12 protein-coding genes are annotated in these 12,954 nt (G+C 50.9%); 9 read left to right on the forward strand and 3 right to left on the reverse strand.

Translation table 11 applies throughout. From position 1 onward, the window contains the following. Nucleotides 1–26: 26 nt before the first annotated feature. The 5 genes from PGL01S_RS05455 to PGL01S_RS05475 all read left to right on the forward strand — a co-directional run bounded on the left by PGL01S_RS05455 (nt 27) and on the right by PGL01S_RS05475 (nt 4,387). Nucleotides 27–410, forward strand: coding sequence for an Rrf2 family transcriptional regulator (locus PGL01S_RS05455; RefSeq protein WP_127492227.1), 384 nt, complete (start codon nt 27–29; stop codon nt 408–410). A gap of 111 nt (nt 411–521) precedes the next feature. Next, nucleotides 522–1,433, forward strand: coding sequence for an NAD(P)/FAD-dependent oxidoreductase (locus tag PGL01S_RS05460; RefSeq protein ID WP_127492395.1), 912 nt, complete (start codon nt 522–524; stop codon nt 1,431–1,433). Nucleotides 1,434–1,505: 72 nt separating this feature from the next. Then, on the forward strand, nt 1,506–2,522 hold the full coding sequence (locus tag PGL01S_RS05465; protein WP_127492229.1) for a potassium channel family protein: 1,017 nt from the start codon (nt 1,506–1,508) through the stop codon (nt 2,520–2,522). Nucleotides 2,523–2,543: 21 nt separating this feature from the next. Continuing rightward, nucleotides 2,544–3,170, forward strand: coding sequence for a class I SAM-dependent methyltransferase (locus PGL01S_RS05470; RefSeq protein ID WP_127492231.1), 627 nt, complete (start codon nt 2,544–2,546; stop codon nt 3,168–3,170). An 80-nt stretch (nt 3,171–3,250) separates the two neighbouring features. After that, nucleotides 3,251–4,387 carry an NAD(P)/FAD-dependent oxidoreductase gene (locus PGL01S_RS05475; RefSeq protein ID WP_127492233.1) on the forward strand — a complete coding sequence of 379 codons (1,137 nt, stop codon included), beginning with the start codon at nt 3,251–3,253 and terminating at the stop codon, nt 4,385–4,387. 68 nt (nt 4,388–4,455) lie between these two features. Here PGL01S_RS05475 and PGL01S_RS05480 read toward each other — a convergent pair whose 3' ends face one another. Then, nucleotides 4,456–5,235, reverse strand: a complete 780-nt coding sequence (locus tag PGL01S_RS05480; protein WP_127492235.1) for a phytanoyl-CoA dioxygenase family protein — start codon at nt 5,233–5,235, stop codon at nt 4,456–4,458. Between the two features lie 128 nt (nt 5,236–5,363). Between PGL01S_RS05480 and PGL01S_RS05485 the strand changes: the two genes are divergently transcribed. From PGL01S_RS05485 to PGL01S_RS05495, 3 genes are all read left to right on the forward strand, one after another. Beyond that, on the forward strand, nt 5,364–6,251 hold the full coding sequence (locus PGL01S_RS05485; RefSeq protein ID WP_127492237.1) for an AraC family transcriptional regulator: 888 nt from the start codon (nt 5,364–5,366) through the stop codon (nt 6,249–6,251). Nucleotides 6,252–6,345: 94 nt separating this feature from the next. Then, a complete protein-coding gene (locus PGL01S_RS05490; protein WP_127492239.1) occupies nt 6,346–7,317 on the forward strand; it encodes a glycoside hydrolase family 43 protein in 972 nt (323 codons plus the stop codon). Between the two features lie 40 nt (nt 7,318–7,357). Beyond that, entirely contained in the window at nt 7,358–7,675 is a 318-nt protein-coding gene (locus PGL01S_RS05495; RefSeq protein WP_244935516.1) for a hypothetical protein, read from the forward strand. 41 nt (nt 7,676–7,716) lie between these two features. On the opposite strand, the gene PGL01S_RS05500 is transcribed toward PGL01S_RS05495, so the two are convergent. Beyond that, a complete protein-coding gene (locus tag PGL01S_RS05500) occupies nt 7,717–8,592 on the reverse strand; it encodes an AraC family transcriptional regulator (protein ID WP_127492244.1) in 876 nt (291 codons plus the stop codon). 181 nt (nt 8,593–8,773) lie between these two features. Here PGL01S_RS05500 and PGL01S_RS05505 point away from each other — a divergent pair, with 181 nt between their 5' ends. Further along, entirely contained in the window at nt 8,774–11,461 is a 2,688-nt protein-coding gene (locus PGL01S_RS05505) for a family 78 glycoside hydrolase catalytic domain (protein ID WP_127492246.1), read from the forward strand. Between the two features lie 49 nt (nt 11,462–11,510). Here PGL01S_RS05505 and PGL01S_RS05510 read toward each other — a convergent pair whose 3' ends face one another. Continuing rightward, nucleotides 11,511–12,896, reverse strand: a complete 1,386-nt coding sequence (locus PGL01S_RS05510) for a catalase (protein ID WP_244935521.1) — start codon at nt 12,894–12,896, stop codon at nt 11,511–11,513. Nucleotides 12,897–12,954: the final 58 nt, after the last annotated feature.

Below are 12,954 nucleotides of genomic sequence, written 5' to 3' on the forward strand. Positions count from 1 at the left end.
AAGTCTGTGATTAGGAGCTCATCAGCATGAAATATTCAAAAGCGACGAACTACGCCTTGCACACCATGGCCTTTCTCATTGCCGCTGCACCGGACAGACCGGTTGGGGTTCAACAGCTTGCGGATAAGCAAGGCGTATCGCCTACGTACCTTTCGAAGATTCTGACCAAGCTTGTCAAAGCGGGGTTGATTGAGTCGGCTTCCGGAGCAAATGGCGGTTACCGCGCGAGAGGGAGAAAGGAAGACATTTCTTTTCTGGACGTTATTCAAGCGATTGAAGGGACCACTTCGATCTTTGAATGCTCCCACAACGAGAATCCGGAATGCCGTATCCATCAGGTGATGCTGTCGGCTGAGGATGCCATGGATCAGCATTTGAGAAATACGAAGCTTGTGGATCTGATGAAATAAAGCCGCATTGCCTTGGCTTTTATCGAGGCAATGTCCTTTATTTATTTTAATTACGGATATTAAGAGTCTATAAAGTCTGTGAAAATCGTTAACAAGGAGGATTATTCAATGATGAGATACGATGTTGCCATTATCGGAGGCGGGCCGGCTGGCCTGAACGCGGCACTGGTGCTGGGCAGGGCAAGAAAGACGGTTGCTCTATTTGACAACGCGCAGCCAAGGAATAGAGTAACGCATGCTTCCCATGGATTTATTACGAGGGACGGGGTTAAACCTGCGGAATTCCGCCGCATTGCGTATGAAGAAGTACTTGGTTATCCGACTGTTAAGCATTGGGAGATTGCTGTGACGGATATCCGGAGGACGGAAGATGGATTCGTCATTGACACTCCGGCAGGAGAAGAGGTTCAAGCGGGCAAAATTATTTTGTCGGGAGGACTAAGAGAAGAACTGCCCGAGATTAAAGATATCAAGGATTATTACGGGAAAAGCTTATTCGCTTGCCCCTTCTGCGACGGCTGGGAGTTAAGAGATCAAGCGCTGGTTATCATTTCGGATCAACCGCATGCCTTCCATAAAGTCAAGCTGCTTCAGAACTGGAGCCGCGATTGTATCGTATGCACGAATGGAACAGCAGCAGCCCTGGATGCTGAACAGCGTGAGCAGCTTGCAGCCAGAGGCATCTCCGTAATCGATACGCCAATCTCGGCTTTATCCGGTAACAACGGCATGCTGGAGCGGGTTCATTTTACGGATGGTACGTCGATTAAACGCAGCGGAGGCTTCATTGATCCGGCCCAGATTCCAAACCTCGACTTTAAAAAGGCATTGGGTTACGAAACGAATGACACCGGGGCGATTATTACGAATGAGATGGGGAAAACGACTGCTGAAGGCGTGTATGCGGCGGGGGATACCGCTTATGTGATGCCTTCGCAATTGATTTATGCCGCAGCTTCGGGCAGCAAGGCGGCCATGGCCGTAATGGCGGATCTCACGGAAGAGAATTGGAAGCGACTGTAAAGGTTTTTTTGTCGTCCTTGCCGAATACATTCGGGATAACTATTCCCAATTTATTCGGAGGAGGACTGCGTTTTGCCTTTCTTTTTGAGGACAATGATGAAGGTGCTGCGGGTACCCAAACGAACCATCTTTCTCGTGGTCATCGCCTTTGTACTCGGCAGCGCCAGCATTGCATATGCCATAGAGCCAACAACCTTTCATACTTGGTTTAACGCGCTATATTGGGTCATGACCACGATGGCGACGGTAGGGTATGGCGATTATTTCGCCAAAACCGTATGGGGCAAAATTTTTACTTTGTTTATTTACGTGTTCGGCATCGGTCTACTCAGCTTGGTTATCGGCAAAATTATCGATCTTTTATCAACGGTATACAAACATTGGGAGGCAGGGAAATTGAATTTTCACGGAAAAGATCACATCATCCTTATCAATTGGAGCAAGAAAGCCCAATATGCGATTGAAGAAATTTTGTCCTTCTCGCCATCCTCCCATATCGTTGTAATCGATGAATCCGACAAGCACCCGGTTACCGATCGTCAGGAGATTCATTTTATAAGCGGAGACCCTTCCTCGGAAGAGATCCTGGAGAAGGCGATGCTCAAACAGGCGAAAGCCGTTATTATATTTGCGGATACAAGGATCGACGAGCCGGCGCTTGCGGACGGCAAGACGCTCTTGATCGCTTCCAGCATCGAACGGCTCCATCCCGCCATCCATACAACGGTGGAGATTACGCAAGAGAAGAATACGAAAAATTTCCGGCATGTTCATGTCAATGATTTTGTCCTATCCTACGATGCCGTCTCCAGGCTGGCGGTCCGGGCAGCTCTTCAGCAAGGAAGCTCGGAAATTATTAACCAGTTAATCCGGCGTGAAGTGGGAGACGATATTTATGAAATTCCGGTCAGGCCGGAATGGAAAACCTATAAGGATGCCTTCCAGGGGGCATTGGAGTATGGAGCAACGCTCTTGTCCGATCGGGGGGATCTTGGCATAAACCGTAAACTAAACGATCCGATTCCGGAGGATGCCAGATTATTTGTCGTATCGGATGAGCAGACTTACCGGAGGCTGCTGGCAATCTAGAGGCTATAAGGAGATCGAGGAATGACCGAATTTTGGGAAGCAAGCTTTATGGAGAATCAGGCGATGTGGGGCTATGAGCCTTCCGACTCGTCTATCCTGACCAAGGACTTTTTCCTTGAAAAGAACGTAAAGGATATCTTGATACCCGGTATCGGGTATGGGAGAAACGCAAAAATATTTATAGACAACGGCATTCAGGTAACGGGGATCGAGATTTCCGAAACGGCCATTAACCTTGCAAAAGAAGCCGGGCTGCCCGTTCCCGTCTATCACGGTTCGGTAGAGGAAATGCCTTATGATAACCGGCTGTATGACGGGATATACAGCTACGCGCTTATTCATCTGCTAAGTCCGGAAGCGAGAGAAAAGTTTATCAAGGACTGCTATAACCAGTTAAGACCGGGCGGATATATGGTTTTCACTACCATATCCAAGGATGCTCCGATGTACGGAAAGGGCAAGAAGCTGGACAAGGACTATTACGAGATCATGGAAGGTCTCAGGATGTTCTTTTACGATGCTGATTCGATTCGGCAAGAGTTCGGGCATTACGGGCTGTTCGAAATAACCGAAATTGCAGAGCCCAACAAACACGCTCCCGATAAACCTTCCTTCCATTTTCTAATGGTAAAATGTCAAAAACGATAATTGACGTGCGAAACGGCAGCCTTTGCTGTCGTTTTTGCGTTGCGGACCGTTATAATAGATAAGGTGGAAGGAGTGTTTTCGTGAAGGTTATCGTTATTGGAGCAGGGATTCTTGGGGCATCGACGGCTTACCAATTGGCGAAGTCCGGCGCCGAGGTTCTGATTATAGATCGCAAAGACAAAGGACAAGCTACGGATGCCGCGGCCGGCATTATCTGTCCATGGCTGTCACAAAGACGGAATAAAGCGTGGTACGAGCTGGTCAAAGGCGGGGCGCGTTATTACCCGGCGTTAATTGTGGAATTGGAAGCAGAAGGGGAAACGGATACCGGCTACGCCCGGGTTGGGGCCCTCAGCATACATACGGATCCGGATAAAATCGAAAAAATGTCGGAGCGGGCTTACGCAAAGCGGCAAGACGCGCCCGAAATCGGCAGTATCGCTACCCTTGACGAGAAAGCAACAAGGGAACGGTTCCCGCTGCTGGCGGAAGGCTATTCTTCCGTTCACATTGGCGGAGCTGCGCGGGTGGACGGCCGGGCGCTTCGCGATGCGCTTATCCGGTCGGCGATTCGGAACGGGGCGGAATTTATTGTCGGTGATGCCAGAATGGAATACGAGACGAACAGGGTTACAGGCGTAACGATAGGATCGACTTTCTACCCGGCAGATAAGATTGTCGTTTGCGCCGGAGCTTGGGCGGGGGCTTTGCTGCAGCCTCTTGGCCTGAATTTCCAAGTCAGCTATCAAAAAGCACAAATCATGCATGTAGAGCTGCAGAACAAAGAGAATCAGACCGGAAGCTGGCCAGTTATTATGCCGCCTACGGATCAGTATCTTCTGGCCTTTGACGAGCAAAGGATCGTCATTGGAGCGACTCACGAAAACGACATTTCCGGTTATGATACGCGGGTAACGCCCGGAGGTATGCAAGAGATATTAGATAAGGGACTTACTCTTGCCCCGGAGCTTGCAAACAGTACATTCCTGGAGATGCGCGTGGGCTTCCGGCCGTTTACGGCAGATTTCCTGCCGGTGTTTGGTGCCGTTCCGGGTTGGGATAATCTACTGACGGGCAACGGATTAGGCGCTTCCGGCCTAACGGCAGGCCCGTTTATCGGCAGCCAGCTTGCGAAGCTCGCTTTAGGGATGGAACTAGAAATTGATCCGGCTCTTTATGAGGTGCGTAAAGCATTGGGACAGCCTAGCGCTGAATAGAGGAATAGAGAAATTGAGGAATAGAGGAAAGGCAGTCCGATGGACTGCCTTTTTTTGCGATTTTATTTTTATTTCGCTTGAAGGGTATGGTTCGCGTGATATTCACGGTAGATCGGATTTTCGCCGCATATCATAAGACCTTGTCCCCAGTTGACATGCGTGTCTAAAGTTGGGACATCCATCGGATCGCGGTATTGGAACAGAACGTTGCGGCGGTTGCGGGTACTGCGGTTAACGTCCGAGCCGTGAACCGTCAAATAGTTGAAGAACAGAACGTCGCCGGCTTTGGCAGGGCAAGGCGTCGCCATCGAGATCGGATATTCCCGGTGATCGAGGTAATGGCGTCCGACATGCGGCATCATGCCGTTCTTATGCGTGCCCGGAATAACGCAGAGACAGCCGTTCTCCATATCGGCGTCATCCAGGTGAACGCTTGCCGCCAGCATGGTGTGGCTTGCATGCGGGAAGTATGGCGCGTCCTGATGCAAAGGGAAAGCGGCGCCGTTTTCAGGCGGCTTAACAAGCATTTTGCTATGGTGAAGCTGAACGTTAGGGCCAATCAATTGGGACAAAACAGCAGCCATATTCGGATGAATAGCCGCGCGCATGAATGCCGCATCATGGTATTGAACGTCATGGAAGCCTTTCAAGACAAGCTTTTTCAGCTGCTCCGGCGGAAGGTAGTCACCTTGCCAGGCTGCGTTAGAGTCAAACTTCGATTGTGCGGCACGGCTCAGAATGCCGTCAATGGCTATTCTCATGTCTTCAACCTCTTGCTGCGAGAATAAGCCTTGGACTAACAGATAGCCATTTTCTTTGTAAAATTCTACATCGTTTTGAGTAATCAATTTTATTCGCTCCTCTGCTTGATGGATTGGTAAGCGATTACTTATACTCTGATTATAGGATTGCTGGCATCGGGTGTATTTAGCTAAAAAAGCCATCCTTTTAAGAATTTACGCCAGGATGTGACAAGATGAACATAGAGGCCATTGAAAACGGCAGCCGTTTTTTGAATGAAATGCTTACGAAATGCAAGGCAAGCGGACTTGCCTTTAAAGTCCACTACTGGGACTTGCGCCCGCAGCATTACAGCAATCACATCCATAAGCATTCTTACTACGAAGTTTGCTACGTGTTGTCGGGCGTAGGCGAATACCAGGATGAGGATACCGTTTACGGACTTGAGGCGGGGACATTGTTCGTATCCCGGCCCGGTGTCTGGCATCAGATCCGAAGCGAGAACGGAATGGGGCTCATGTATGTAGCTTACGAGCTTGATCCGGAGAGTTCGCGCGAAGAAGATTTCCGCCGCTATGGCCGTAATCTGGAGACGGGCAATGTGGTATTTAAAAATGCGGACTATACAAGGTCTATCCATTACTGGCTTGGGTTGTACCATCATGCCTCATGCCAGCCATACAATGAAATCGAGGATCTGACCATGATGGCAGGCATCCTGCTCACGAGTCTGGTCCAGCCGTTTGGTCAGGAGGGCAATGTCTCCGCGCCGAGCCCAGCCAGGTCGACGGATTCAACCCGTTATGCGGTTCTGCGCCAGTCTAAGCAATACATTAGAGATAACCTCTCCCGGCCGCTTAAGATAGAGGAGGTTGCGGATTATATGAATCTGTCGACCAGGCAGTTATCCCGCTTGTTTCAGATGGACGGTGGAGACACGTTCCTGTCTTATTTGCGTAATGAGCGGTTAAAGCATGCGGAGATTCTATTAAAAACCTCTATTGCTTCGCTGAAGGAAATAGCGGCGGATTCGGGGTTTCAATCCGTTCATTATTTTACGAACGTATTTACGGACCAGATGGGGATGCCGCCCGGCGAATACAGGAGACGGCATCTGGACTAAAAGTTCGAGTTAAACTTGGGTACCTTTAGAGGAATAGCCGATATGATACAGAAATGTTCAGAGGGATTACAACCAATAGGAAGGGATTGTTGATATGAACGCGTATAACACGGCTTCAGATGTTGCAAACCCGAGTACAGGCCACTCGCTTGCCGATATTCCGGCGCATGACCCGTTTATAGTAGCGGATAAGACTACGGAAACCTATTATTTGTATACGGGCGGCGGCCCGAGAATCCATGGATTGGACCGTTATGGCGTTCTCGCATATAAAAGCAAGGATCTCTCCAAGTGGGAAGGACCATATGTGGTTTTCGCGATTCCCGACGGAATATGGGCGAATCCGAAGCATGGCGCATGGGCGCCGGAGGTTCATGCCTATAACGGCCGATATTATCTCTTTGTTACGTTACATAATAACGACAAGAAGCTGGAAGGAGAGGGGAACGGCGGTTATCCGCTTCAATGGCGCGGCTCCGTTATCGCTGTTTCTGATTCCTTGGAGGGGCCATTCGAGATCATCAAGCGGGATGCTCCGGTTCCGCCCGAAGAGCATATGACGCTGGACGGCTCCTTGTATATAGACGAAGAAGGGAAGCCCTGGATGGTGTATTGCCATGAGTGGGTGCAGACGACGGATGGAACCGTTGAGGCCGTGCGGTTAACCGATGATCTATCCGATCGGGCATCGGATCCAATCCATCTGTTTAACGGCTCGGACGCTCCGTGGGATAATGGCGAGCATAAGGATGGCGGGGCGCCGTCTGTTTATGTGACCGACGGCTGCCAGCTGTACCGGACGAAGGAGAACCGGCTCGTCATGTTATGGTCGACTTACGATAAAGGCAGCTATGTCCAGACGATTGCAAGATCGGCAACCGGCAAGCTGGAAGGACCGTGGGAGCAGCTGGAGCCGCTTGTTTTCGACGACAGCGGACATGGCATGCTCTTCCAGACCTTTGACGGGGAGTGGAAGCTGATCCTTCACTCTCCGTTCAAGATGCCCGATTCCCGCTGCAAGCTGTATGATGCGGTGGATGATGGGGATACGTTCCGGATTAGGTAGCATGCGTTAATTAATGAATACTATTAAAGGTGTCCAGATTATGGCTGATATAGAAGCTCTTATTACGATTCTTAGTGCGAATGGAAACATCGGCAAAAATAGACCGGTATCTTCGGGATACCGGCCAGCCCATTTAGTGCGACCTGATTATTTGACGACAGGTATTCACAAGTATGAAACCGACATCGTTGAACCAGGGGACACAGTAAAAGGGACAATTACCTTTATTACGCCTGAAGTGTATCCGGAAAGTCTTTGGATCGGGAAAATCATTAACCTCCAGGAAGGTGCCCGATTAATAGGTTACGCGGAAGTAACCGAAATATATAACGAGCTTTTAAGAAAGAAGGAAATTTGAAGCGTCAATTCATTTGACCTCCGCTTCAGTTTCTATACGGCTTACTTATTCAACATAGCATCGCGATACTGCCGGGGGGTAACCCCGGTTTTTTTCTTGAACAAACGGTAGAAGAACTTTAGGTCCGCATAACCGACGGCACCTGCGATCTCTTCAACGCTGCCGTGACCGGCGGTTAAGAGGCGGCATGCGGCATCCATGCGGATGCTCTGCACGTATTCGATCAGGCTCATCCCGGTATGGCGGCGGAACAGGCGGCTGAACTGCCTTTCGCTAAGCCTGGCTTGGGCCGCGAGCTCGCCTAGCTTAAGCTCAGACGAATAATTCCGGTCAATATAAGCGATGGCTTCGTCCACGCTTAACCATTGCGGCCTGTCGCCGGCCGGGGCGATAATCTGCTGCTTATGCCGATAGAGTCCCGTTAATATCCGCATAACGAGTGAGGCAAGCACAACCATATATGCCGGCGGCTTGGCGGCAAACTCCTGATAGAGCTCGCGGAACATCGCATGATACTCTCCCGTGGAATCCTTGACTGAGAACCAGGATAGACTCTCATCCGTAAAGCAGTCCAAAATTTCAGAGGCATAAGGGAAGCCATCCCGCAATTCGCTCATGAAAGATGACGGCAGCAAACAGTTGTAGACGATTAGAGGCCGGTCTTTTTTAGGCGTTTTCGGCCGGAAGACATGGCTTTGCCCGACGGGGATAAAGAATAACGTTCCATGCTCAACCGGAACGGCTTCGCCTGCAATATAATGGACGCCGGCACCTTCGCTGACGTACGTAATCTCGACAAATTCATGCGAATGCTCATCCATGTCAAAGCTTTCGTAGGCGCGGTTAACGTAGAGCGGTACGCCGGGCTCGAAAAAAGACGCGGCTGACATCACATAGGAGCTTCGTTTGATGCTCATCGTCCATACTCCTTTCAGCGACTAAAGCTATTTGTCTCTATCGTACGAAACCGTTTGCAAGATGTCCAGATCCACCCATGAAAATGTCCGGATCATCCCCTGAATGTCGATCTCTCTTGCCATACAATCAAGTTAATGATGCTGCATAGCATACAAGATTGCCGGAAGGGGAAATTCGTATATGACTTTGTTGCAAGTAAACCATTTGCGTTGTGAATATCAGCATAATCCAATTGGACTCGGAGCGATATCGCCGCGCATCAGCTGGCAGCTTCAATCGGATGACGTCCATGTGATGCAGCTCGCTTATCAGATTCAGGTATCCTGCGGTTTGGTAGGATTTGATGATCTGGAGCTGGTCTGGGACACCGGCTGCGTGGAATCGGAGCAATCGACGCTGATCGAATACGGCGGGCAGTCGCTGCAGGCGCGAGGCCGTTACTATTACCGGGTGAAGGTATGGGATAACAAGGGCAACGAGTCGGAATGGAGCAACGCTGCATATTGGGAAATGGGCCTTCTCCAAACCACGGATTGGGAGGCGTCCTGGATTACGCCAGATGCGACGGCTATCGATCCGCAGTCGGAGGAGATTTTTATGCTCCGCAAAAGCTTTGCGGCACGCAGCAACATTTGCCGCGCAACCTTGTACGCGACCTCGCTTGGACTATACGAATTGGAGCTGAACGGCAAACGAGTTGGCGATTGGGAATATACGCCGGGGTGGACGAGTTACTCCAGCAGACTCCAAGTACAGGCTTATGATGTGACGCAGCAGCTTGCGGCAGGGAACAATGCAATAGGAGCTTCTCTCGCGAACGGATGGTACAAAGGCGACTTGGCTTGGAACAATCAGAAAAGCATTTACGGCAACATTCGCGCTTTGCTCCTTCAGCTTCATATCGACTATGACGATGGATCGTCGGAAGTAGTCGCCAGCGACGCGTCTTGGCGCGCGGCTACCGGTCCAATTCTCATGTCGGAGCTGTATCATGGCGAAACCTACGATGCCCGGTTGGAAATTCAGGGCTGGTCGGAGCCAGACTTCGATGATCATTCCTGGGCTGGCGTAACGGAGCTTGCCCAATCGAAGGATATCCTGGTCATGCAGGAAAACGAACCCGTCCGCATAACCGAGAAGCTAAAGCCTATCGCGCTTATTCATACCCCTTCCGGCGAAACGGTGCTGGATATGGGCCAAAACATGGTCGGACGCCTGCATTTCCGCATCGAGCTGCCGGCAGGTACGGAGCTGTCGATTCAGCATGCCGAGGTGCTGGACCGGGAGGGCAACTTCTATATCGGCAATTTGCGCAAAGCGAAGCAGACGGTTCGATATATTTGCAAAGGCGGAGAAGAGGAATACGAGCCGCATTTCTCGTTCCAAGGCTTCCGTTACGTGAAAATTATGGGCTGGCCGAAGGATGCCGCGCTGAACCTGGATCAATTCACCGGACATGTCCTTCATACGGATATGGAGGCTTCGGGTGCTTTCGAGTGCTCTCATCCTCTGTTAAACAAGCTTCAGCAAAATATTATCTGGGGACAACGCGGCAATTTCCTCGATGTTCCGACGGACTGCCCGCAGCGCGATGAACGGCTTGGCTGGACGGGCGACGCTCAAGTCTTTATCCGTACGGCCGCATTCAATTATGGCGTGGCTCCGTTTTTCGCCAAATGGCTTCGCGACCTGAAGGCAGACCAGCGCAGTGACGGGGGAGTGCCGTTCGTTATTCCTCATGTGCTGGACGAGAATTCTCATTCTTCCGCAGCTTGGGGCGATGCCGCGGTGATCTGTCCATGGACGGTGTACCTCAGTTACGGAGACAAGCGCGTGCTTGAAGAGCAATATGACAGCATGAAGGCGTGGGTCGAGTACATTCGCAAGCAAGGCAGCGACGAATACCTCTGGAATACCGGCTTCCACTTCGGAGATTGGCTGGGCTTGGACGCCAAGGAAGGGGATTATGTCGGAGCAACGCCTAGAGATCTGATTGCAACCTGCTATTATGCCTACTCTACGGAACTCTTCGTCAAAACCGCCGAAGTGCTCGGCCGCACGGACGATGCGGAGCATTACCGCGAGCTGTACAATCGAATTGTATCAGCCTTCGAGCGTGAATTCCTTACGCCTAACGGAAGGCTTGCCGCTCATACGCAGACCGCTCACGTTCTGCCGTTGATGTTTGGACTTGTCAAAGGCTCAGTGCGAGATCGGCTGGCCAAAACGCTGGCGGACTACGTAACGGAGCAAAAGTTCCATCTAACGACCGGTTTTGTAGGAACGCCTTACTTAAGTCATGTTCTGTCGGAGAACGGCTATCACGATGTGGCGGTTAAGCTGGTGCAGCAGGAGGACTATCCGTCCTGGCTCTATTCCATTCACCAAGGGGCAACTACGATTTGGGAGCATTGGGATGGCATTAAAGCGGATGGTTCCTTCTGGAGCGACGATATGAACTCCTATAACCATTATGCTTACGGCTCTATCGGCGAATGGCTGTACAGGGTTGTAGCCGGACTTGATCTGGATGAATCTCAGCCGGGCTATAAGCGCATTATTTTCCGTCCGCGCACGGATTCTGGCCTTACTTACGCCAAAGCCTCCTATAAATCCGTTTATGGATTGATCCGTAGCGGATGGAGTACGGGCGTAGACGGGGCTGTGAGCTACGAGTTTGAGCTTCCTCCCAACACGACGGCGGAAGTGAGATTGCAAGGTGCGCTGCCTGATGCCATCTCGGTTAATGGCGCCGATCTTCGCTTGGCTCCCGGCGTTATCGGTTTCCGGGAGGAAGGCGGATTGCTAGTGCTTTCCCTTGGGTCAGGAACCTACCGTATTCATGCCTCAGCCAAAGTAACCGCGTGAAAAACAAAACCGTTCCCTTTTTCCGGGAACGGTTTTTTGCATGTAAACGTCAGCTTTTCTGAGCGTGAATTTGCTTGGCGACGCGTTCACCTAATTCGGTTGAAGCTTTGCTTAAATAACCGAGTACAATGGCTTGGGTTTCCTCGCATGCCGCGGAGAGATCGCCGGCCAGATTTTTGACGAGATGATCCTTCTGTACAGGCTGCAGACGATCGTAATATTGACCCGCTTGCGTGAAATCATCGGACTTTGGAATGTCGGACCTCACAAGATGCCCTTCCACGTACCGTCCGTTGCCGCTGGTCTGCATAGAGCCCGGAGTCCAGTTCGCCTGATGATTGACCGGCACCTTGCGGAAGTCCGGCCCGATCCGGTGACGCTGCGAATCTGCGTATATATTCGAACGTCCTTGCAGCATTTTATCATCCGACAGCTCGGCGCCATCCAGCAGATTGGATGGAGAGAAGGCAAGCTTCTCCACCTGCTCCTGATAATCGTCCGGATTCTGGTTGAGGACAAGCTTGCCGACCGGCAGTAGCGGGAACTGATCCTCATCCCAAATTTTCGTATCGTCGAGCGGATCATAAGGAAGGCTACCCTCATCCGAAGGATCCATCAGCTGGACGTATAAGCCGTACTCTACCGTTTTTCCGCAAGCAAGCGTATCGTATAGATCCTGACCGGCGTAATCGGGATTCTTGCAGCTTAGTTCCGCAGATTCCTCGGCGTCTATGGTCTCGACACCGGCATAAGGAATCCAGTGGTATTTAACATAGGTTCGGACGCCCTGCGCATTCCTCCAGACGTATGTATTTACGCTATGCCCGGGAATATGGCGGAGACTCTTGACCGTTCCGGCATCGGAATACAGCCATACGATAAAATGAGTGGATTCCGGCGCTCTTGCGATAAAGCTCCAGAACCTCTCGGGGTCAATTAAATTGTTGATAGGCGAAGGCAAGAAAGCCTGTATGGATTCCGGAAAACGAATAGGGTCTCTGATCAGAAAGACGGGAATATGATTGAAAACCAGGTCGAAGACACCTTCGTCCGTATAAAATTTGGTCGCGAATCCGCGTACATTGCGGGATGTATCCGGGGTTCCCTTATTGCTGACCGCAAGGGAGAACCTGACCGTAACGGGGACCTGATGGCCAGGCCTTTGCAAGAAGCACAGCTTCGTATGGGCGGCCATGGAATTTACGGTCTGAAAGTAGCCAAAAGCGCCCCAGCCTTTGACATGTACGGGTCTTTCGAGAATTTTGTTATGTATAAAGGTCTCCATTGTCTCATGCAGCACGCTGTCTTGTTCGAGAATGGGGCCGCGAGCGCCTACGGTTTGCGAATGGAGAGCGGCCGGACTGTCAATCGCGCTCCATTGCGATGGCGATAAACCATGGTGATGCTCTTTTTTAGCTGATTTCTGCTTAGGCATCGGGGCATTATTCTCCGGAAAACCTTGATTATTGTCCATCTATATACCTCCTTCATCA

The sequence above is a fragment of the Paenibacillus glycanilyticus NBRC 16618 genome, assembly GCF_004000805.1.
Taxonomy (GTDB): Bacteria; Bacillota; Bacilli; order Paenibacillales; family Paenibacillaceae; genus Pristimantibacillus; species Pristimantibacillus glycanilyticus.

What these genes read in the sequence shown, in the direction of transcription:
- PGL01S_RS05455 (WP_127492227.1), top strand. Translation starts at nt 27, where the DNA reads ATGAAATATTCAAAAGCGACGAACTACGCCTTGCACACCATGGCCTTT.
- PGL01S_RS05470 (WP_127492231.1), top strand. Translation starts at nt 2,544, where the DNA reads ATGACCGAATTTTGGGAAGCAAGCTTTATGGAGAATCAGGCGATGTGG.
- PGL01S_RS05495 (WP_244935516.1), top strand. Translation starts at nt 7,358, where the DNA reads ATGGCTGATATAGAAGCTCTTATTACGATTCTTAGTGCGAATGGAAAC.
- PGL01S_RS05500 (WP_127492244.1), bottom strand. Translation starts at nt 8,592, where the DNA reads ATGAGCATCAAACGAAGCTCCTATGTGATGTCAGCCGCGTCTTTTTTC.
- PGL01S_RS05460 (WP_127492395.1), top strand. Translation starts at nt 522, where the DNA reads ATGAGATACGATGTTGCCATTATCGGAGGCGGGCCGGCTGGCCTGAAC.
- PGL01S_RS05485 (WP_127492237.1), top strand. Translation starts at nt 5,364, where the DNA reads ATGAACATAGAGGCCATTGAAAACGGCAGCCGTTTTTTGAATGAAATG.
- PGL01S_RS05505 (WP_127492246.1), top strand. Translation starts at nt 8,774, where the DNA reads ATGACTTTGTTGCAAGTAAACCATTTGCGTTGTGAATATCAGCATAAT.
- PGL01S_RS05490 (WP_127492239.1), top strand. Translation starts at nt 6,346, where the DNA reads ATGAACGCGTATAACACGGCTTCAGATGTTGCAAACCCGAGTACAGGC.
- PGL01S_RS05510 (WP_244935521.1), bottom strand. Translation starts at nt 12,896, where the DNA reads ATGCCTAAGCAGAAATCAGCTAAAAAAGAGCATCACCATGGTTTATCG.